The 19,611-nt window shown below is 28.9% G+C and carries 23 protein-coding genes; 6 read left to right on the top strand and 17 right to left on the bottom strand.

Annotation, left to right across the window (positions count from 1 at the left end; all coding sequences use genetic code 11):
- Window positions 1–190: 190 nt before the first annotated feature.
- Entirely contained in the window at window positions 191–970 is a 780-nt protein-coding gene (locus tag ACP5GV_RS00900) for a GTPase (RefSeq protein WP_428067991.1), read from the top strand.
- Here the strand turns inward: ACP5GV_RS00900 and ACP5GV_RS00895 are convergent.
- The 3 genes from ACP5GV_RS00895 to ACP5GV_RS00885 form a co-directional block, all read right to left on the bottom strand.
- Entirely contained in the window at window positions 967–1,368 is a 402-nt protein-coding gene (locus ACP5GV_RS00895; RefSeq protein ID WP_292321032.1) for a translation initiation factor IF-5A, read from the bottom strand. The two genes, ACP5GV_RS00900 and ACP5GV_RS00895, sit on opposite strands and share 4 nt — an antisense overlap.
- Window positions 1,369–1,482: 114 nt before the next feature.
- Complete coding sequence (locus ACP5GV_RS00890) at window positions 1,483–2,082, bottom strand: MarC family protein (protein WP_428067994.1); 600 nt, start codon at window positions 2,080–2,082, stop codon at window positions 1,483–1,485.
- Between the two features lie 22 nt (window positions 2,083–2,104).
- Window positions 2,105–2,548: a DUF2286 domain-containing protein gene (locus ACP5GV_RS00885; protein WP_428101791.1), complete on the bottom strand. Its 444-nt coding sequence runs from the start codon at window positions 2,546–2,548 to the stop codon at window positions 2,105–2,107.
- Window positions 2,549–2,671: 123 nt separating this feature from the next.
- On the opposite strand from ACP5GV_RS00885, the gene ACP5GV_RS00880 reads away from it, so the two are divergent.
- The gene (locus ACP5GV_RS00880; RefSeq protein ID WP_428067996.1) at window positions 2,672–3,508 is read left to right on the top strand and encodes a DMT family transporter; all 837 of its coding nucleotides are present in this window, start codon (window positions 2,672–2,674) and stop codon (window positions 3,506–3,508) included.
- A gap of 2 nt (window positions 3,509–3,510) precedes the next feature.
- Here the strand turns inward: ACP5GV_RS00880 and ribC are convergent, their stop codons facing one another.
- Genes ribC through ACP5GV_RS00860 form a run of 4 tightly spaced genes read right to left on the bottom strand, consistent with a single transcriptional unit; the run spans window position 3,511 to window position 5,975 of the window.
- The gene (gene ribC, locus ACP5GV_RS00875; RefSeq protein WP_367117938.1) at window positions 3,511–3,927 is read right to left on the bottom strand and encodes a riboflavin synthase; all 417 of its coding nucleotides are present in this window, start codon (window positions 3,925–3,927) and stop codon (window positions 3,511–3,513) included.
- Window positions 3,928–3,949: 22 nt separating this feature from the next.
- On the bottom strand, window positions 3,950–4,648 hold the full coding sequence (locus tag ACP5GV_RS00870) for a 3,4-dihydroxy-2-butanone-4-phosphate synthase (RefSeq protein ID WP_428067998.1): 699 nt from the start codon (window positions 4,646–4,648) through the stop codon (window positions 3,950–3,952).
- The gene (locus ACP5GV_RS00865) at window positions 4,632–5,375 is read right to left on the bottom strand and encodes a hypothetical protein (protein ID WP_428089468.1); all 744 of its coding nucleotides are present in this window, start codon (window positions 5,373–5,375) and stop codon (window positions 4,632–4,634) included. The genes ACP5GV_RS00870 and ACP5GV_RS00865 overlap by 17 nt, the downstream gene beginning before the upstream one ends.
- Before the next feature lie 12 nt (window positions 5,376–5,387).
- Entirely contained in the window at window positions 5,388–5,975 is a 588-nt protein-coding gene (locus ACP5GV_RS00860; protein WP_428101789.1) for a stage II sporulation protein M, read from the bottom strand.
- Between the two features lie 340 nt (window positions 5,976–6,315).
- Between ACP5GV_RS00860 and ACP5GV_RS00855 the strand changes: the two genes are divergently transcribed.
- On the top strand, window positions 6,316–7,080 hold the full coding sequence (locus ACP5GV_RS00855) for a DUF2192 domain-containing protein (RefSeq protein ID WP_428101786.1): 765 nt from the start codon (window positions 6,316–6,318) through the stop codon (window positions 7,078–7,080).
- A 70-nt stretch (window positions 7,081–7,150) separates the two neighbouring features.
- Here the strand turns inward: ACP5GV_RS00855 and ACP5GV_RS00850 are convergent, their stop codons facing one another.
- The gene (locus ACP5GV_RS00850) at window positions 7,151–8,350 is read right to left on the bottom strand and encodes an acyl-CoA dehydrogenase family protein (RefSeq protein WP_292321046.1); all 1,200 of its coding nucleotides are present in this window, start codon (window positions 8,348–8,350) and stop codon (window positions 7,151–7,153) included.
- A gap of 255 nt (window positions 8,351–8,605) precedes the next feature.
- On the opposite strand from ACP5GV_RS00850, the gene ACP5GV_RS00845 reads away from it, so the two are divergent.
- The gene (locus ACP5GV_RS00845) at window positions 8,606–10,387 is read left to right on the top strand and encodes an APC family permease (protein WP_428101784.1); all 1,782 of its coding nucleotides are present in this window, start codon (window positions 8,606–8,608) and stop codon (window positions 10,385–10,387) included.
- Between the two features lie 19 nt (window positions 10,388–10,406).
- Here the strand turns inward: ACP5GV_RS00845 and ACP5GV_RS00840 are convergent, their stop codons facing one another.
- Together ACP5GV_RS00840 and ACP5GV_RS00835 are read right to left on the bottom strand one after the other, a co-directional pair.
- Window positions 10,407–11,063, bottom strand: a complete 657-nt coding sequence (locus tag ACP5GV_RS00840) for a phosphatase PAP2 family protein (RefSeq protein WP_428101781.1) — start codon at window positions 11,061–11,063, stop codon at window positions 10,407–10,409.
- Between the two features lie 106 nt (window positions 11,064–11,169).
- Complete coding sequence (locus ACP5GV_RS00835; RefSeq protein ID WP_428101779.1) at window positions 11,170–11,841, bottom strand: DUF2250 domain-containing protein; 672 nt, start codon at window positions 11,839–11,841, stop codon at window positions 11,170–11,172.
- Between the two features lie 238 nt (window positions 11,842–12,079).
- On the opposite strand from ACP5GV_RS00835, the gene ACP5GV_RS00830 reads away from it, so the two are divergent.
- A complete protein-coding gene (locus tag ACP5GV_RS00830) occupies window positions 12,080–12,526 on the top strand; it encodes a chromate resistance protein ChrB domain-containing protein (protein WP_428101777.1) in 447 nt (148 codons plus the stop codon).
- 37 nt (window positions 12,527–12,563) lie between these two features.
- Complete coding sequence (locus ACP5GV_RS00825) at window positions 12,564–13,262, top strand: DUF72 domain-containing protein (protein ID WP_428068011.1); 699 nt, start codon at window positions 12,564–12,566, stop codon at window positions 13,260–13,262.
- On the opposite strand, the gene ACP5GV_RS00820 is transcribed toward ACP5GV_RS00825, so the two are convergent.
- Genes ACP5GV_RS00820 through cobT form a run of 7 tightly spaced genes read right to left on the bottom strand, consistent with a single transcriptional unit; the run spans window position 13,259 to window position 19,593 of the window.
- Entirely contained in the window at window positions 13,259–14,221 is a 963-nt protein-coding gene (locus tag ACP5GV_RS00820; protein ID WP_428101775.1) for an asparagine synthase C-terminal domain-containing protein, read from the bottom strand. The two genes, ACP5GV_RS00825 and ACP5GV_RS00820, sit on opposite strands and share 4 nt — an antisense overlap.
- 57 nt (window positions 14,222–14,278) lie before the next feature.
- On the bottom strand, window positions 14,279–15,223 hold the full coding sequence (locus ACP5GV_RS00815) for a CobD/CbiB family cobalamin biosynthesis protein (protein ID WP_428101772.1): 945 nt from the start codon (window positions 15,221–15,223) through the stop codon (window positions 14,279–14,281).
- Window positions 15,223–15,957: an adenosylcobinamide-GDP ribazoletransferase gene (locus ACP5GV_RS00810; RefSeq protein ID WP_428101770.1), complete on the bottom strand. Its 735-nt coding sequence runs from the start codon at window positions 15,955–15,957 to the stop codon at window positions 15,223–15,225. Before ACP5GV_RS00810 ends, ACP5GV_RS00815 begins: the two co-directional genes overlap by 1 nt.
- Window positions 15,938–16,984, bottom strand: a complete 1,047-nt coding sequence (locus tag ACP5GV_RS00805; protein WP_428101767.1) for an aminotransferase class I/II-fold pyridoxal phosphate-dependent enzyme — start codon at window positions 16,982–16,984, stop codon at window positions 15,938–15,940. The genes ACP5GV_RS00810 and ACP5GV_RS00805 overlap by 20 nt, the downstream gene beginning before the upstream one ends.
- A complete protein-coding gene (locus ACP5GV_RS00800) occupies window positions 16,977–17,513 on the bottom strand; it encodes an NTP transferase domain-containing protein (RefSeq protein ID WP_428101765.1) in 537 nt (178 codons plus the stop codon). The genes ACP5GV_RS00805 and ACP5GV_RS00800 overlap by 8 nt, the downstream gene beginning before the upstream one ends.
- Complete coding sequence (locus tag ACP5GV_RS00795; RefSeq protein WP_428068023.1) at window positions 17,514–18,587, bottom strand: adenosylcobinamide amidohydrolase; 1,074 nt, start codon at window positions 18,585–18,587, stop codon at window positions 17,514–17,516.
- Window positions 18,568–19,593, bottom strand: a complete 1,026-nt coding sequence (gene cobT, locus ACP5GV_RS00790; RefSeq protein WP_428101762.1) for a nicotinate mononucleotide-dependent phosphoribosyltransferase CobT — start codon at window positions 19,591–19,593, stop codon at window positions 18,568–18,570. Before cobT ends, ACP5GV_RS00795 begins: the two co-directional genes overlap by 20 nt.
- Window positions 19,594–19,611: the final 18 nt, after the last annotated feature.

Raw genomic sequence — 19,611 nt, 5'->3', positions numbered from 1 at the left:
ACTTATAAGTATAACGCAAAGTTTATATATTCATATTGTCATTTTTATAATATATTAGAAGTATGCTTTATATTTAAAATTATTAAATAATTACAAAATAATAAACTCTTTGCAATAAACTTTTTGTGGATATTTTTATAAGTTCTAATAATTACAATATTTTTATAGATAATAAAAGCGTGAATCTATAATGATATTGGCAAGTTGGAGAGATATTGCAAAAACGATTAAAAGATCCGATATTGTAATAGAAGTTGTTGATATTAGGGATCCAATTTCAACTAGAAGCAAAAGAGTTGAAGAAATGGCTGAATCATTTAATAAAAAACTCATACTTCTGTTAAATAAATCTGACTTAGTTCCATATAGTGTTGCAGAAAAATGGAAGGAAAAGTTTATTTCTAATGGTATTGACTGCATTTATTATTCTATATGGAGAAGAAAAGATAGGTCTCTATTAATACAAAAAATAGAAAATTATTCAAATGGGAATGGATCATTGGTATCACTAGTAGGTTATCCGAAGACTGGAAAGTCGAGCATAATAAATTCTATAAAAGGGAAGAAAAGTGCTCAAACAAGCCCAATTCCAGGTAGTCCAGGTTACACAAGATCTTTCACTCTATATAAAATAAAAAATGGTGTTTATATTTTAGATTCTCCAGGAGTGATGCCAATAGAAGGAGGATTTCCAGAATCTATAATAAGAGGTAAAGGTGTTGACGAACTAAAAGATCCAGTTAAACCAGCTGTAGCCCTCATAGAAAAAATATTAAAATATAACCCTAAAGCCTTTATTGATGCTTATAAAATTGAAGAAAAAGATCCTTATAAAATACTTGAACAATTAGCATATAAAAGAATGTGGATATATAGAAAAACTAAAGAGCCTAATATAGATGAAGCAGCAAAAACAATAATAAGGGACTATCATAAGGCTAAAATAGATTTTTACATTCCACCTGACTAGCTTCTTGTTCTAACTATTTTTGCTTTACCCATTATTAACCAGTACTCAACTTCAACTCCTGGTTTGAGTTTTTCAAGAAGTTCTGGTTCATCATTTGGCTTTTCCACCTCTATCGTATCATATGATTCCATATCCATTATTTGTAGATTATTTCCCAAATCAGCCAGCACTTGACCATTCTTTTTCTCAATAATTGGAACTTGAACTTGAGTATCTGTAGGTGCAACTAGAGTTTTCTTTTGCCCAGTAAATAAGCTAACTGCAACTACGTGCGCCTTAGCACTGCCATGCTTACCTGTCTTTGCTTTTGTTATTTCTACTACCCTGCAAGGCTCATTATCTATTACTATATAGCTTCCTTTTTTTAAGTCACCTAATGTTGCAAACTGAACGCTCATTTTTAATTCACCCTTTTACCGAAAATATTATGTAAATCTCTGGTTTAAAAATTAACGTTCTTTTAAATTTTTGCACATAAGTTGAAATAACAAACAAAGTAATTATTATAAGAATTAGAAGAGGCTCATTATTGAAGCCCTTATAATACTTATAGCAAACCCTGCTAGTATTAGGCTCATAAATTTATCTACTAATAGGGCTCCGTGCTCTCCTAAAAGTTTCATTATATATTGTCCACCATATAAAATTAAGTAAGCAAGAATTATGTTTACAAAGATGCTTATTAATGCTATTGGATATCCATAAGAATATCTTATATATAATACTGTTGAGATGCTTCCCGGGCCAGCTAATAAAGGAGTAGCCAAGGGAACTATTGCTTCTTTTTCTATATTTTCTGGGGCATTTTTAGGGGCGCCAATTTCTATGTCAAAGAGGCTAGAAATTGCATATACTAGCAAAATCAAACCAGCTGCTATTCTAAAATCATTGAAAGTTACCCCTAATATCTTGAATACATATTCGCCTATTATTGTAAATGCCAATAACATAAAAACTGCAGCTAATATCAAAGTTCTTAAAAATTTAGGTCTTTTATCTTTTGGTAATAGGTTTGCTGTAGGAATATAAAATGGGATTACTGTAAAGGGATCTAAAACAACAAAAAGCATTATAATAGAATTTATTAGATCTTTAGTATTAAATAGATCCAAAATATAGGCACCATCTTATTATTTACTCTTCTTCATCTTCTCCTTCTTCAATACCTTCTGGTGAAACTTTTTCTGTTGTTATTTCAACAGCTTCTTTTTCTAGTTCAGTTTTTATATCTTCATTTATGTACGGTGATATTAAATATATTTTATGCTCAACATAGTTATCTTCTCCTATCATCATATTTTCGAAACTTATTGTATAGATTGGGAATCTAGCTATGGCCTTTTCTGATGTTCTGCTTAAAGTTCCAACATTTCTTAATATATCAACAAGTTCTGGATTTAGTGGTAATGGAAGTTCTAATTCTCTCACATCCCTCAATACAATAAAATCACTTATTTCAGGGTTCCATTCTTTCATCGCATCTTCACTTTTCTTTTTAATAATTTGATCTAATTCTCCTTCTACAAGTTCACTTGAAATTATTTTGCCCATTTCTGATCTTATTATTATAACTTTCATTTCTTACACTCTCTTCAAGGGTTAATACAGTTTCGCTGGTTTATATGTTTTAATAGCGTTTAGATTTTATTTATTGTTAATAACATTTATAAATTAAATAGAATACAGATACTAGGATTTGCCATGAATGATAACATAAAGGGGTACATTTATATAGCATTGGTTACGTTGATTTGGGGATCTGCATATCCCATTGTTAAGATACTTGAAAATTATATATCCCCTATATATGTGGCATTTTTAAGATCATTTATTGGAGGTCTAATTATATTAATTTTATGGAAAAAGATTATATATGGGATTAAAGAAACAATAGCAGGTTTACTAAATATGGGATTATTTTTAATATTTTTAAACCTTGGTATAATGTATTCAAAAAATCCGTCTTTAGCAGCGGTCTTAGTCTATACACAACCAATATTTGTAGTTATTTTAAGTAGGTTTTATCTAAAATTGAGCATAACGTATTTTCAATATATAGGAATAATTATTGGCTTTATTGGAATATTTTTAACTAGTTTATCATCTATTAGTTTTAGTCTAGGATTAATTTTTTCTTTGATTAGTGGGCTGTCCTGGGCTTTAGGAACTGTATATTTTGTTAAAAATTTATCTAACAAAGATGTAATTGCTTTAAATTCTTATATGTCTTTAATATCTGCACCTTTTATATTGGCTTTTATTCCAATAAGTTATTATTTTGTTTTTAATTTAAAATCTTTATTATTAATAATATATACTACGGTAATTATTCAGGCGTTAGCTTGGTTATTATGGTTCTATGCTGTTAAACTTGTAGGTCCAGTAAAAAGCAGTTCAATTGTTATGCTTACTCCTGTAGTTTCGTTTTTGTTTACAATATATTTAATAAAGATATTGCCAACATTTTTGCAAGTAATAGGATCATCAATGGCATTAATAGGTTCACTTATATCACAAATAGGATATAGAAGAAAATAACATCATAAGGGTCCTGCATTTTCATATCCTTGTCTAATACCTTGTCCTGCCTTCTTAACTAAACCTTCTCCACCCTCTTTAATTAATATCGCTAAGTTTTCTGCATGAGCTTTAGCTCTTTCTATTGCAATCTTTTTCAATTCATTAGGATCATTACTTTCATCTTCATGGACTGTAACATCTATAATTATTTTTCCTGATAATATAGATAACATAACTAATCCGACTGATAAAGCTATATAGCTATATTTATCAACTTGTTTAGATCCTACCCATCCTAAGGTTATTATACCATCACAACCATAATCTATTAATCTTTTGGCTTCTCCGGGCAGATCTTTTATTCCAGGGACAGTATGCCTGATTATAATATAGTCTGGTAATAAATCTTTTAGAACTTTCAATGCAATAGATCCCATATCTACCCTTGCAAATGTTGTATCAATAATTCCAACACATTTTCTCTCCTTCACAGGCCTCTAACACCTCTTTACCACTTATTAATATGTAACCCATTTTTCTGGCGTATTTTTCAGCCTTTTCTAAGCTTAAAGAAACGCCAAAATCTAACATTTCTGCAAATGCTGTTGCTGGTTCTAATTTTGCTAATTGCGATAAAGCTATGCTTAGTTCAGTATGTCCTCTTCTCTCTTTTAAGCTCCTAGCTGCTAATAATGGGACATGACCTGGCGCTTGAAACTCTTCTATAAATTTCTTTACGGCATCTTCTTTTCTTTTCTCTACATATAACTTAACTGTTTTATAGAGTTCGTTCATAGTCAATGCCCTATCGTTATCACTTATTCCGGTTCTAACGTTAATATGGTTTACCCATATTGTGAACGCAGGTCTGTCTTTATAGAACAAAAGCTTTTCTGTTAAAGGTTTTAAATTAGGGATTTTAGATATTAATTCATCTCCCCATATTAATCCTAACCCATTTGCTATTTCCCATGATGTAGCAAAGCAAATAAGCCCGCCAGCTTCGTTTCTTAGCTTATAGATAGCCTCTGGATTAACATTTGAAGCATGATATACCATATCTATCTCGCTTTCCCTATTTGAAGAATCATATAGTAATATAGGGTTACCTGCTTTCCAACTTTCAATAGCTTCATCAATATTATTTCTTTTTTGCATTTGTTGCCACCAGCGCGACGCCAAGCGTCAAGAGTGATAGTGCTAACAAACTATAATATATTATATTATAATATATGTTATTGTAGTTTTCTGTTAATTTTAATATATTTGAGTTATTTAATATTATTACATTGTTTATAGTGTTATCTTTATTTATATTACCTAAATTATAACTGTTAATAGGAACTTTTCCAAAAATTATGTAAAGAGAAGAATTATTTGAAAATTGATATATTGTCCATGATGACTGAGAAAAAGAAAGCAAATTATTTAAAGGCGTATTCATGTTTATTTCTATATTTGAGTCGTTTATATAATAAGTTTGATTTACACCGGGTATATTTAAAATACTATATTTTCCAGTAGTTATATTAGAAATTTTTAAAGATGAATCGTTTGTATATAAAAGTAAATAAGCATCAGATCCATTATTATAGAATGTTAAGTTTTTAATCGATGTAATTAAACCTCTCTTTAAAATGATTAAAATATCGGAATTATTTAAATAAATACTTATATTATAGGTTCCACTTATTATGATGCTTCCCTCATATACATTGTTGCAATATATGGAATATAATCCATGGTTAAATTCTGTTATGCTATTATTATTTATTTCTTTTGTTATATTTTGCTTTGTAAAATTTATAGAAATGTTAGCTTCTGTTAAAGTTGTAAATAAAGTTAGAAGGGCTAATGATAAAATAAAAAAAGCTATTAGCTTCATTTTGAATCAACTTTAAATTATAGATGCTACAAAGCCTGCTATACCTCTGGTTATAAATGATTCTATAAAAGCGGCTACTGCTAACATTATAACTGAAATGATTAAAATTCCTATAGAGTATCTATACATTTTCACAGGGCCTTTTGAAATTAATAAAATAAAAGTAGATGCTACTAATGTGACAGAAGGTATTTCTATTACTCCGTGAGGTACAAATAAATAAAATAAAACTAATGGCGGGTTAGAATTAGCACTTGGCAAAACAAATCCAACTAGTCCTCCATTAAATGAAACTATTAATATAGGTATAATAATAGTTATTGATGATATCCATGTTATTATTGCTGTTTTAACGTTATTTCCAAATATTATAAAAGGAAATAGATATTCATTATTTCCAATTCCAAAGCTTTGGGCTATTTGTCTGATACTAGATTCTTGACTGTGCAAATATTGTCCAATAAATGATTGCATTATTACATTATAGGAAATCACTATAGCTATACCAGCAATACCAAACAGAGCTATTAATAATATCCATGTCTTTCTTAAGCTATCTTCATTTATTAGCAAATCAATTGCGTCATCTATTATTCCCAAGTTGACCACCTTTGAGTAATGAAATATCTCCTTTATTTTACTGCCAATTTTATAATTGAAAGCTAGCTTATTATAATTATATCTTTATTTCCTTAAAAAATTTTAATATTTTTCTTAATTTTTAATTGTTTTAAAACTTCTATAAAAACAGCTTTTTATGCTTTCATTATTTTGTATAATTTATTTAAAATATATCAATTTTATGTATAATAATAAAAACTATTTTTAGTGAATATTTTTTATATTCTCTACTTAACATATATTTATGATGAAAAAGAGACGGTAGGGATAAAATAAGCCTCTTATTGGAGGTAATATAATTATATAAAAGGTGTAATCAATGGATAAAGAAGGCAAAGATTTGAAAAAAAGAAAGTCTATACTGATGGATCTTTGGAACGATTTAATAACTATGTGGGAAAATAACTCTCAAAAAGTTACTAGACAATACATAATAGAGAGGTTAAAGAATGAATATAATAAAGAAAAAATATCACCAATAAAAGGCGCATCTGATCCAAAAGATATATTTGATAAAGAAATGGCAAGTTTATATGTTTTAGGAAAATATGGCATGGGACTTGAAGTTCAATACCCAGATCTTTTCGATTCAATATTTGGACAGGAAATTAAAATGGACCAAGTAAATGAAATTTTATTGTCCGATAATTTAGATGGAGCGAAAGATAAAATCTTGGCTATAGTCGGAGATATAAATGGAAATTCTATAGCTAAAATAATGAGACTTGGGTTGACAAAAGAATATTTTGGCTTTATAGATCAAAAGACTGTTGTAAAACTCTCTGAATCTCTTAGAAAAGCATTTCCAGTGCAGAAAAATGAAGTAAATAAATACATGAGATTTTATGCTGCGTTTAAAATTTCAAAAGCAATCGATGATGGAATAGTAAGAAATAGAATAACAAAAGAAGCTTTAAAGCAGGCATTAGCTATAGAATTAAATATAGACAAAAAAGATATGCCTAGAGATAAATATATAATTAAGATAGCAACGGATGTTTTTAACATACCACAAAAATTGCTTAGGCATATATTTATATATAACCAAGGAAAAAAGTCTGAAAATAAAAAAGATAGAAATTAGAAAAATTAACATATATTAGTTTTTAAATTATTTTTAAAATGAGGTAAGTAAAAAATTAATTTTAATGAATTTAGATTTTGAGTCCAAAAGCCTGTCTTACTAACTCTCTGGCAATGGTTAGCCTTTGTATTTCATTAGTTCCTTCATATATGGTTGTTATTACGGAATCTCTTAAATACCTTTCGAGTCCCATTTCCTGATCTACTCCATATCCTCCATGTATTTGGACAGCTTGTCTTGAAATCCATTCAGCAGCTTCTGATGCGAATGACTTCGCAAGGCTTGCTGCAATTATGAATTCACTTCTATTAGAATCTGCAAGGCTTGCAGCCCAATAAGTTAGCAATCTTGCAGCTTCTAGTTTCATATACATCTCAGCAATTTTTTCGTCTATCATTTCAAAATTAATTATTTGTTGTCCAAAAAGTTCTCTTTGTAATGAATAGTTTAACGCTTTTTCAAAGGCAGCCTGAGCAATACCTACAGCCTGAGCAGCAATACCTATTCTGGTATAATCATACGTTGATACTATAACCTTGAAACCTTCATCTATTTTACCCACTATGTTCTCTTTAGGTACTTTTACGTTATCGAAGATAACCTCGTAAGGCTGTTCTCCTCTCATTCCTAATACTTTGAAATGCTGTCCTAATTTTACTCCTGGCCATTCCTTCTCTACTACAAATACAGTTATGCCCCACCATCTTTTGTTTTGTTGGGGAGGATTAGTTCTTGCTGAAACTATAAAATAATTTGCTTTTTCTGCTCCGCTTATAAAGACTTTTCTACCATTTATTATATAATGATCATTTTCCTTCTCTGCTTTCGATTGAATTCCTGCAACATCACTTCCTCCACTTGGTTCAGTGTTTGCATGTGCTCCTTGAGCTTCGCCTTTAGCTATCGGGGTTATATATTTTTTCTTAAGTTCTTCATTACCAAATTTTAATATGGGAACTCCAAATAAGTGATTTACTCCAACTGCAACCGCTAGGCTTGGTACTATTCTGGCTATTTCTTCCATCATAATGGTTGTCATTAATTGGCCTCCACCTTGGCCTCCATACTCTTCAGGAACTCCAATACCAAAGAATCCCTGTTCACCCATTAGTTTAAATATTTCCGGAGGTATTTGATTTGTATCTTCAATTTCTTTCCATCTAGGCTCTACGTTTTTTTCAAGAAATTCTCTAACAGATTTTCTAAATAATTCGTGCTCGTCCTTTATATCTATTTTAAAGTCTTCAATGCTTTTGAATGGGAATACCATACCCACCACCTACACTCCATACATATAAGATATAAATAGGGTATAATATTTCCTTATTTTTAATATATTCAATATGGGTTAATTTGCATGTATATTAATATTTTGTTTTAGGATTTTACTAAATTTAACAGAAATTGATATATCTAATAAAGGTTTAAAGAGATCAACTTAAGTTCGGCCAATTATTAATATTTAAAATTATTAAAAAAGCTTAAATACACACATTATAAAATATGTTTGTGGTGAAATAGATAGATGCGGCAGAGTAGTGAGGGATCCCAGGTTAAATTAAGGAAATTTCTTACCTTGGCTGATATTTTTATGCTCTCTATAACAGGCATGATAGGATCCGCATGGTTATTTTCACCAGTTAGCGCTTTATATTATGCAGGCCCTGCATCTATTTTCACATGGATAATAGCAGGAATTTTCTTTATTTTTATGATTTTTGGATTTGCCGAACTAGGGGGTTTGTTTCCATTTTCTGGATCATTGGCTAGATATAATCATTATAGTCATGGAGTATTTAGTAATTATTTGTTGTCATGGGCATATTTCTTGGGGGCTGTCACAACAGTATCTGTAGAGGCTATAGCTATAGTTACTTATGCAAGCTCATATATAGGAGGGCTAGTGGGACCTACGGGCTTATTAACACCTATAGGTGTTTTACTGGCTGCTGGTTTAATATTGTTATTTACTATAATTCAATTAGTCGGTATTAATGTATTTGGCTGGTTTAATAGATTTATTACAGCATGGAAATTATTAATTCCTTTAATAACTGTTATACTTCTTTTATCGTTGTATTTTCGTCCATCAAATTTGACATCATTGCCAGGAGGATTTATCCCCCATGGTACAGCTGCCATATTTGCTGCTATGGTGCCTTCTGGGATAGTCTTTGCATACGAAGGATTTAGGCAAGGATTAGAATATGCAGGTGAGGCGAAGAATCCTCAAAGAGATGTACCATTAGGAACAATTCTAGCTATAATAACGGTAATAATTGTATATATTTTGTTGCAAATAGCATTTACAGGAGGTATAAATTGGACAGCAGCTGGAATAGCTCCAGGTAATTGGACAGGTTTATATAATGCATGGCAATCTCACCCATTTTATAGTGAACTAGTGGCAACAGGAGTACCATTACTATTAATATGGGCCTTTGTATTACTTATAGATGCAGCCATATCTCCAGCTGGAACTTTAGCGGTCTATACTGGATCTTCAGCTAGAAACATATATGGAATGGCTAGGGTAGGTTATATTCCTCAATTTTTGGCAGGAGTTCATAAAAAGTTCCAAACTCCATGGATTGCAATTTTAATAACTTTTGTTTTGGCTATTGCTTTCTTATTACCAATACCTAGTTGGTACTATGTCGTAAGTTTAAGTTCTTTATTAACCGTATATAATTATTTAACAGTAGGAATTACAAATCATGCTCTAAGAAACATCGCTCCAAATTTAAAAAGGCCTTATAAAGCTCCAATATGGTATATAACATACCCATTAGGATTTATAGCAGCAGCATTATTAGTTTATTGGTCAGGTTATTCTTTAATAAACACAGTAATTATTGCAGTTATTGCAGGTTTACCATTAGTTTTATATGGTCCGTATAGAAAGAAGCTAAACCTATCATTATCAAAGGTAGTTACATTATCAATAATATTATGGGCATTACTTACTATAATTGTTGCTGGAAATGCATATTCATGGGGAATTTTAAGTGAATTCCCAGTTTATTGGGCACTCTTATCTCTACTTCAAATAGGAGTTATGGCATACTTATACAAGGAAAGTCATCATAGAAGTGTTAAAGCAACATGGTGGCTAATTATATTTAATATTCTATCTGGCATAATATCATACTATGGTTCTTTAGGGCCATCTCCAATAATACCTTATCCATATGATTATTTGGTATTTACTATAATAAGTATAGTAGTTTATTTCATTGGAGTTAAGACTTCATATTTAACTGCTGATTTAAAGGAAATAATAGATAAAGGATTACCTGAAGAATAAAACAAACAATTTAATATTTTTATTTTATATTTAATATTTTTATTTTATAAAACAATTTATTATATATTTTTATCCAGACATTTTCCAGATTAATTATTAGCAATGAAGACCACAGAGCAACTATAATGCCTGCTAGTAAATCACTAAAGTAATGTGCTTGAAGAGCTAGCCTTGTGTACATAATAATTAAAGCGTAGATCCAGGATAAGTATTTTAGTTTACTCTTTTTTGTTGAATCAAAAACGTAGGTTATGTAATAAGCTAATACAGATACTCTAACTGTATGTCCTGATGGAAAAGAGAAGTAATCAGCATTTATTATTGAAGTTATTATAGAATAATGAGGTTGTATTTCATATGGTCTCGGTACCATGGTAAAAGCTTTTATAAATAAGGTGGCAATCATCGATATTATGATTGCTATTATAAAACTTATAACATTTTTCGGAATACTTTTTCTTTTTATAGCAAATCCAAAATATAAAATTGCCATATAAGCTATAAATGCCTCAAAGCTTGCAGTATCTGTTGTTATCCTTATTATTAAACTATTTTTTAAATTAATTTGCGATAAGAAAAAATTATTTATGGTTGAAAAAATCTTTAATTCTTCTAGGACAATAACTAAGGCCAAAATAATAGTTGTTATTAATAGCTCTAACCTTTCCTTTTTCATAATATCCCCTAATAGCAAAACTTATTTTATATAATTAAATACTTTGTTCTTTATTTAAACTTTATAGTATTAAATTTTGTATCCGTGTTTACCCGTGGCGTAACTCTCATTTAAGAGAGGAATTTAATTCGGAGTATCTTAGTATTAACTCTGTTATTCTTGTTATTCTATAATAAATATGATGCGTTCTAGTTTCTTCTTTCGGCTTAGCTTTTCTATGCTTAGCTTTTATTACTTTTTCTTTAACAATACTAACTAAACCTAGCTTTTCTAGTTTTTCAAGAATAATAATTGTATTCTCAATGTCTTCTCCTAACACCTTTGAAATAGTTCCAGCATGTTCATTTTCTGCTTTTTTTAAAAATATAAGTAGCTTTAAAATATTATTATATCCAGTAATATTTTTGAAATAATCATTCATAGCACTATAGTTTCTTATTAAATATCTAATAGCTAGACATGTTTCTTTAGTTAATTCATAGTATGTATGATGTTTTCTTACTTCTTCAGCAAGTTTAAACTTAGCTTCACTTCTTTTAATCGAGCTACCTTGATGTCTTTGAATTAATCCCATGTTTTCTAGTTTATCAAGCTCATCTGTTATAACATCTATAGGCATTTCCAATATAGATGCTATTGATTTTCCATAATCTACATTGGCCTTTTTGAAATGAAATAGTATGTAGAGGTCTAAAGGAGATATGCTATAAATTTTTAATAATATGCCATTAATGTTTTTTCCTTCAACGTTTTTATTATTTTCCATAACATTGTTCATCTCATAACATTGTTCTTTTCATATAAATTATCTGTTTAAATCTAAAATTTAAAGGGTTTTCGCTTCCATTTGAATTTAGTCTAAGCAATTTATGAAAATTTTATAAAATTACTAATACATTTTAATAAACTATTTTAATTCGCGTTTTTCTTTAACTTTCTCTATATCAAAGAAATGTTTATAATTTAGATTGAATATATAGTTAAATATAAGGATATGAATTTATGGGGAATTTGTTATGAAATGGGTTACTAGAAAAAAAGCTATGGTTGATAGGATAGCATGTCCTTGGCTTATAAAAAAATTCATAGATCCTGAAGCAACGTTTTTATTTGTGCCTGAAGAAGAGGTTCTTAGAGTTGCTGAGAAGGAAAATGCAATACCTTTTGATACTAAAGGAGCTGAATTAAACCATTATATAGAAAATGGAATAGAATATGTTACATTCGATGCTTTGATCAAAAAATACAATCTAAATGATCCAGCTCTTCTAGAGCTTGCTAAAATAATAAGAGGTGCCGATGCTCATAAACCCTTTAATCCACCAGCCGAGTCGGTAGGATTAAAAGCAGCTGCTATAGGTTTTAGAGAGATTTCAGAAGATGACTATCAAAATATGGAGAAACAGTTCCCTATGTATGATGCATTTTATGCATATTGCAAACTAAAAATCAAGGTAAAATAAAATAAATTTTCAAACACATAAAAAATTGGGGTGAAAATTGAAAATATATGTTGGGACATCTGGCTGGATGTATCCTTGGAATAAAGGTAGATCTTTAGATTGGTATATAAAGGAATCAGGTTTAAATACTGTTGAGCTAAATTCATCGTTTTATAGATTTCCATATAAGAACCAAATAAAATCATGGATAGAGAAAGGCTCTGTAATAAAATGGTCAATAAAGGTTCATAAATCAATATCTCATACTCATAGATTAAACAGAGATGCCTGGGAAGTATTTAAGAAGTTTCTAGATACTTTTAAATCTATGGATAATATTGTTTCTTTTTATTTAATACAATTGCCGCCATCGTTTATAAAAAATGATGAAAATATAGAAAGATTATCATTATTTATTAAAGAAGGAGGTTTAGGAAAAAGAATTGCATTAGAGTTTAGGCATAAATCATGGTTTAATGAAGATACTATAGATATCTTAAAAAGGCTTGATGCAACTTTTGTAAGCATTAGTTCCCCTATAATTGAATATTATTCCATGAGTAATGGTATAATATATTTAAGAATGCACGGAAAAACTAGGTGGTATTATTATGAATATAAAGAGGATGAGCTGAGAATGGTTGCCAACAAAATTATTGAATTGAATCCTAAAGAAGCTTATGTTTATTTTAATAACGATGAATGGATGCTTAGTAACGGACTTTATTTGTTAAACCTTCTTAATAAAATATCTTAGAAATCTCTATATACGGAAACACTATCATTGATATAAGCCCCACAGAATTTACAAAAATTTCTTTTGAGTTCATGGCCGCATATAGGGCAGCTATTGTATTTTGATTTGTTTTCAAGCTCGTTATTAAATAAATTCATTTCCAAACCTTTTTTAAATAGGTATAGATGAGATAATGAAGGGAAATTAATTTTATATTTTTTCTTATATTCTTGTATTTCATCGATTTTAACTTTTTCTTTCCAATGATTTAATAAAATTTCAGAGCCAGTGCCTGAAGTTATCGGGGTCTTTTCTCTTAGAGCTATATATTCTAACCCTTTTTTATAGAGCCATAGCCTCATAAAATATTTGCCAAAAATTTTGCCATTTATTTCATTAATTTTACATCTTGTAGGTATACTAAAAGAGAGTTCTTTAGATTCATCGCTAAACAGAGGTAATATAGTTTTTATGCTTAGATATTGAGAAATTGGTATTGAATTGAAAAAAGCATTTTTAGCAACGTTTTTTAACCAGCTACTTAAATAACTTTCTGATTTATTTAGTAAAAAATCATATCCAAAATATAGCTCATCTCCTCCATCTCCCGTTAAAATACAGTTACATCCTAATTTCTTTGCTTCTTTAAGTCCCATGCAAACTGAAATACCTGAAATAATTTCAATAGGATCTATTGTTCTTAACACATTTAATGCTATCTTCAAGCAATCATCGACTTCTTCTTCACTATTTATAGTTATTTTATGATTTTCAATGTTAAGTTTTTTAGTTGCATAGCTAATATATTCTTCATCTTTTGAATTCTTAAATAAAACCGAAACGGTTTTAGGTTTTTCGTTTAATGACATAAGAATAAACGATGTATCAATCCCTCCACTAAATAATAAACAGTCACAATTATTTTTTTCTGAATCCTTATAAACTATTCTTGATAACTTTTCAGCATAATCAATACACATTACTAACTCACAGCATTTTACATTTTAGAGAATCTTTATATAATTTTATTATTGTTTTTATATTATATAAATTATTATCATTGATGTTAATATTGATATAACATAAGATAGCAAAGTTAATTTCATAGCATCATTTACTTTATTGTGATCAGGTAAATCAAAGTCACATAACTTATAACTGTTAATTTTTTCAAGACTTGTTTTTATGGCTCCAGCTAAAGATGACATAGGATTACCTGCATTTAAGCTCTCTGTCTTTTTTCTATATTTTTTCCAGCATGAAAATAATGATTTAATATCTTTACCCATTATAATAGATGATATAGCAAATACTATTACTGATATTCTTGCTGGCACATAATTTATTATTGTGTCAGCCTTAGCGCTAACATAACCTACATCTTTATACATGGGATCTTTAAATCCAAGAGATCCATCTAAAGTATTAATTATTCTTTGAGTTAATGATCCAATTGGTCCAAATAATATTAACCAAAATAAAGGTGATAACACGCTATCTACAAAGCTTTCTGAAAGGGATTCTATGGCTGCAGAAGCTATATGGCTATCGTCTAAATTATTTGTATGCCTTCTAACTATATTGCTTACAAATTCTCTCGCTTTATTAATGTCTTTTTCTTCTAAAGATTTTCTAACATTATTTACTATTTCATACAAAAGTGTAAATGAAATAGACGTTTTCAATATATATGAAGAAACTATAATCCAAATAATAATGCTTAATTTATATGAGATATATAAAATATACAAATAGATAAATAAATGCAATAACAATACAAATATCCAAATAAAAAATCCATACATTTTTGATGAATATGGTTTAAACAATTTTTGAGATAATATAAATGAGGTATGAACTGGATGTATTTTATATAAAAAACCTTTATGATACGGATAAATAAAATCCATTATTGTGGCTATAGTTAATGATAAAATCAAATAAACAGGGCTTGGATACAAAAATTTTGGTAAAAAAATCATTATATAATCACCGAAATTAGCAATGAGACAACTTCTACTAACTCTATTGTAAAGCCTATCACGTCTCCATTAACAAAGCCAATTCTTTTTTTAGCATCATTAATTATAATTGGTATTAATAATAGAGATAATTGAGATAACAAAATAAATTTTATTTTTGTAAATAAGAGTAAAGCTATTAATATTAAAAAATAAATTACTAAGTTAATAGTAATCTTCCTAATGTTTTTTGAATTTTTTATAAATAAACTTCCTAATCCTTGATAATTAGGAATAGGAGATAGATATGAAATTATATAGGCAGATTCTAATCCTGATAGATATGAAAAAATAATTGGAAATATATTATGTATAGAGGAAAATAATGAAAACCTAATTATAATTAATGTTGCTGTAAATGCTATTGCGAAGCTACCCTTTCTAGGATCCTTTAGTATTTTGATGGCATCATCTCCTTTTTTTCTAGATCCTATAACATCAGAATAATCAGCAAATCCATCTAGATTTAACCCTCCAGTTATTATTATGTGAATAGCGATAAGTATAGAACCGTTTACTAATGGGTTAAATTTTAATAACAAAGCTATTAAACCAATTATAGAACCCTCTATGATTCCTAAAATTGGAGAAAGGTATAGAGCATTAGATGCACCTTCTATATTATAGTATCCTGTAGGTATTATAGTTAGGAAAGAAATTAAACTAAGGAAATCTTCAACTATTTTCTTGCTCATTTAAAACACCATTTATTGCATTTATTAGTATTAGATTTTCTTCATGATTCTTTATAGATATCCTGGAAAATGAATTATCTAATCCGTAAAAGGAAGAAGCATCTCTAATAAACAAACCCTTTTTTATTAGTTCTTTTTTAAAATATGGATTTGGTATGTTTTTATGTTTAATTAATATAAATGATGTTCTGCTCTTATATTTAATTATTTTTTTAAGCTCTCTTATTATAAATTCCTTTTCCTTAGCAATTAAGTTGTTTGCATCATTTAAATAATTTTTTATAAATTCCTTTTCGTAAAATAGATTTGAATAGAAACAATTGGTAATAGAATCAATAGGCCACGCTTGTAAAGAAGATTCTAAAACAGTTAAGAGTTTCCTATTTAGGGTTATTATTTCTCCAAGTCTTAATCCAGGAGTTGAAAACGTTTTTGTCTGGCTTCTTATTATCACATAATTTTCTGATGGTCTAATTCTTTCGCAATCTGAAAGCTCAACAAAGGCTTCATCTATTATAATCATATTATTAATCCTAGATGACAAATATTCTAATTCATTTTTCTCAATACAAAATCCTGTTGGGTTATTTGGTCTTGAAATTAATAGAGGGAAATCTTTATTCCTATTTAATATGTTGATTAGTTTATCTATATCAACAGATGGATCTTCTTTCCTCAAATCTATAGTTGGTCTAATGAGCTTTATTTTTAAATTATTCGACATTAAATCATAATCCCCAAAATTGGGTTCTAATATTATAAGTTTCTTTAATTTTAACGCCAACGGAGTTATAGTTAATGCTTCATCGCTTCCATTTACAGGTATTATATAATCTTCATCTATATTCCAATATTCTGATAGCATTGCAATTAATTTCTTATATGATGGGTAGTATCTATAATGTTTTTGATTAATACATTTTTTTAATAGTTTTTCAGTAAAAATTGGTGGCCCGAGAGGATTTGTTGGGGAACTAAAATCAATAAGTCTTTTATTTTTAATCCCTCCATGTTTTCTTTTAATCATTGCACATCATCTTGGCTTTTTCAAAATCCTCAACAGTATTTATATTAAGAATGTTTTTATTATCTAAGGCAAAATTTGTCCACTTTTTTAAATTATAGCCTTTTACAATGGAAATACCAATAGGGTTTCCATGTATGTCTGTTATGGTTATTATATCTTCCTTAATATTTTCAGTAGATTTTATTACATATTTTATTGTTTCTTCGGTAATATTTGGCATATCAGAAGGAAAAATCATTATAGGCCTTTCCTTTATAATATCTAATATAATTCCTATGTCTATAGAATAGTCTATGCCTGTTGTATAAATAAGCATCACATCTTTATATTTATTTTTTAGAATGTGCAAAAAGCTTTCTACATTGGCGGAAACGGCTATTATTGTAAATTTAAAAATTTTCCTTGTTTTATTTATTATGTTAAATATCATAGGCTTTCCACAAATTTCTACAAAAGGTTTCATGCTCGATCCAAATCTTTTTCCCTTACCACCAGCCATAATTAATGCAATTTCTATATCGTAATCCATTTATTTTCCCCTTAAAAGATGGTCATAAATTCTTGACAGGGTTGATCCTATTAAAGCAGAAACTATATCATCTTCAAACATTGGCAATTTAGAAAATTTTAGATTTTCTTTATCCTTAATTGTGTCAACCCAATATGTAGATGTTAAACCTTTAAAACCTGATAAATAAATACTTAAAGAAGATGCTAATGCCTCATCACTTATAATCATTTTAGAATCTCTTTCATACTCCTCTTTGGATAAAAAAGGAAATGTATTGCTTTCTCCTCTTAGATCTAGTTCTCTTGCTGCAATGATATAAGACCAGACATTTGGATCTTTTAATTCATTTTCAAGCTCTTTATAGATCATGTTATAGACTTGTTTTCCATCAATGTTCGGAACAGGAGCTTTATTATATATAAACATTGCTTCATCAACTATTTCGCTTAATGATAAACCCAATGACCTCTTGAGCATAGTATTTGTATCTTTATCAAAAGAAATCAAAAGTTCATGTATTATTCTTGCTATAGAATTTCCATGTTTTGTCGCCATCCCACTATACATAATTCCATTATTAGAAATTTTTGCTGCTACTCCTATCGCATCACTAGATGTACCAGAAGACCTTGATTTACACCTTAACAATAAATCGCTTGATGAAATACATTTTGCTTCTGTCACAGTTCTGAAAAAATCAAGTAGTCCACTTAGAGTTAATTTTATATTAAGCCATGATATAATATTTATTGTTCCAATGCAATCTACATCAAAAGTTTCCTCTTGATAAATGCAATTAGGTATCTCAAATCCAGCTGTTATTAACGCACCTCCATATTCATTTTCTTTGGTTTTATATTTTGTTATATCGGCTGCTGTTAAAAAAACTGGTACATTACTATCTTGATTTAGTTTGATTAGAATATCATTTTTATATTTCTCAACATTTCTTACTTTAAAATTCTTTTCAACTTGATTTATTACTATTGTTTTGCTTTTTATTATAGCATTTTTATGAGCTGTAGTCATTATATCCATCAATTCATCAAATTCTAAAATTAGATTATTGTTTTCAATGATTACTTTTACCAATAGATATCAGCCTCTCATATTCATTATATATTTCTTTTTTAATTTCTTCTACGCTTAGTCCAAAATATCTAGATAATACCATAACTCCTCCTGCTCCGACGCCTTCTTTAACAAATCCTTTCTCATAAAATTTGAGTCCGTCATATTTCGCATCAGAAAAGTCTACATCTGAAACAATTATTTCAATTCTTTTATCAATTTGTTCTATTAGCTTAAAAATATTTGATTCTTCATCATTTGCAATCCATTTTGTTGTTGCTATTTTTATTTTTTCATCTAATATATTCAATTTATATAATATTGATAAAACTGCTCCCATTTGCGTGCCTCCTGCAAGCAAAACTGTTGATTTATTCTTTAAAGCACCTGCTGCAAATCCAGCAAGTGATATATGAACAGGATCCCCAATCTTATCTATTATAGTGAAAACGTCATCGTTCTTGCTAATTCTTTTCAAAGCACTTTCTATTATTTTTTTCTTTAATTCTCTTGGATTATTAGGTGATGCGCTACTAATAAAATCTACAGCTTTAAATCCTAATCCTTCTATTATAGATGCAGCTGTTGTTGTGCCTCCTGGTATGCTTTCTCCCAGCAAAAAGATTTCTTGTTTATTTGATATTATTTCTCCCATGATTTTTGATTCTTCAAATATAGATTTTGCTGTTCCTTTTTGCATAGCATCGTAAAGTTCTATATTATTGCCTGGAATAGCGCTTGGTATTTTTATATGAGGTACCTTAAGTTTAATGTACAGACCAGAATCTACAGCAAAATATGGTATTTTGATTCTTCTTAATAAAGCTCTAGTTATAACTGCAGGTGTGGGCAAACCATTTGGCGTAACTGGTATTTCATTCTTTGTTAATGGCATACCATTAATAATGTATTCTAAATCAAGTGTAGGCGTATAGAGAGTTTCTTCACTACTGGATCCAGCTATGCTAACTCCATTGATTGTAGAAGTTTTTGTAGATCCTCCAACAAATATCGCAATCGCGTTCATTTTTATCTCAAATTGGAT

It is taken from the genome of Caldisphaera sp. (assembly GCF_049974385.1).
Lineage (GTDB): Archaea > Thermoproteota > Thermoprotei_A > Sulfolobales > Acidilobaceae > Caldisphaera.
The sequence above is the reverse complement of the archived record's forward strand: the minus strand, read 5'-3'. Positions and strand labels throughout refer to the sequence as shown.

Coding starts and splice junctions, on each gene's coding strand:
- ACP5GV_RS00870 (WP_428067998.1), bottom strand. CDS start 4,648: ATGCAAAAAAGAAATAATATTGATGAAGCTATTGAAAGTTGGAAAGCA.
- ACP5GV_RS00895 (WP_292321032.1), bottom strand. CDS start 1,368: ATGAGCGTTCAGTTTGCAACATTAGGTGACTTAAAAAAAGGAAGCTAT.
- ACP5GV_RS00810 (WP_428101770.1), bottom strand. CDS start 15,957: ATGAGCAAGAAAATAGTTGAAGATTTCCTTAGTTTAATTTCTTTCCTA.
- ACP5GV_RS00805 (WP_428101767.1), bottom strand. CDS start 16,984: ATGATTAAAAGAAAACATGGAGGGATTAAAAATAAAAGACTTATTGAT.
- ACP5GV_RS00815 (WP_428101772.1), bottom strand. CDS start 15,223: ATGATTTTTTTACCAAAATTTTTGTATCCAAGCCCTGTTTATTTGATT.
- ACP5GV_RS00830 (WP_428101777.1), top strand. CDS start 12,080: ATGAAATGGGTTACTAGAAAAAAAGCTATGGTTGATAGGATAGCATGT.
- ACP5GV_RS00845 (WP_428101784.1), top strand. CDS start 8,606: ATGCGGCAGAGTAGTGAGGGATCCCAGGTTAAATTAAGGAAATTTCTT.
- ACP5GV_RS00820 (WP_428101775.1), bottom strand. CDS start 14,221: ATGTGTATTGATTATGCTGAAAAGTTATCAAGAATAGTTTATAAGGAT.
- ACP5GV_RS00855 (WP_428101786.1), top strand. CDS start 6,316: ATGGATAAAGAAGGCAAAGATTTGAAAAAAAGAAAGTCTATACTGATG.
- ACP5GV_RS00880 (WP_428067996.1), top strand. CDS start 2,672: ATGAATGATAACATAAAGGGGTACATTTATATAGCATTGGTTACGTTG.
- ribC (WP_367117938.1), bottom strand. CDS start 3,927: ATGGGATCTATTGCATTGAAAGTTCTAAAAGATTTATTACCAGACTAT.
- ACP5GV_RS00850 (WP_292321046.1), bottom strand. CDS start 8,350: ATGGTATTCCCATTCAAAAGCATTGAAGACTTTAAAATAGATATAAAG.
- ACP5GV_RS00800 (WP_428101765.1), bottom strand. CDS start 17,513: ATGGATTACGATATAGAAATTGCATTAATTATGGCTGGTGGTAAGGGA.
- ACP5GV_RS00885 (WP_428101791.1), bottom strand. CDS start 2,548: ATGAAAGTTATAATAATAAGATCAGAAATGGGCAAAATAATTTCAAGT.
- ACP5GV_RS00900 (WP_428067991.1), top strand. CDS start 191: ATGATATTGGCAAGTTGGAGAGATATTGCAAAAACGATTAAAAGATCC.
- ACP5GV_RS00865 (WP_428089468.1), bottom strand. CDS start 5,375: ATGAAGCTAATAGCTTTTTTTATTTTATCATTAGCCCTTCTAACTTTA.
- ACP5GV_RS00840 (WP_428101781.1), bottom strand. CDS start 11,063: ATGAAAAAGGAAAGGTTAGAGCTATTAATAACAACTATTATTTTGGCC.
- cobT (WP_428101762.1), bottom strand. CDS start 19,593: ATGAACGCGATTGCGATATTTGTTGGAGGATCTACAAAAACTTCTACA.
- ACP5GV_RS00835 (WP_428101779.1), bottom strand. CDS start 11,841: ATGAACAATGTTATGGAAAATAATAAAAACGTTGAAGGAAAAAACATT.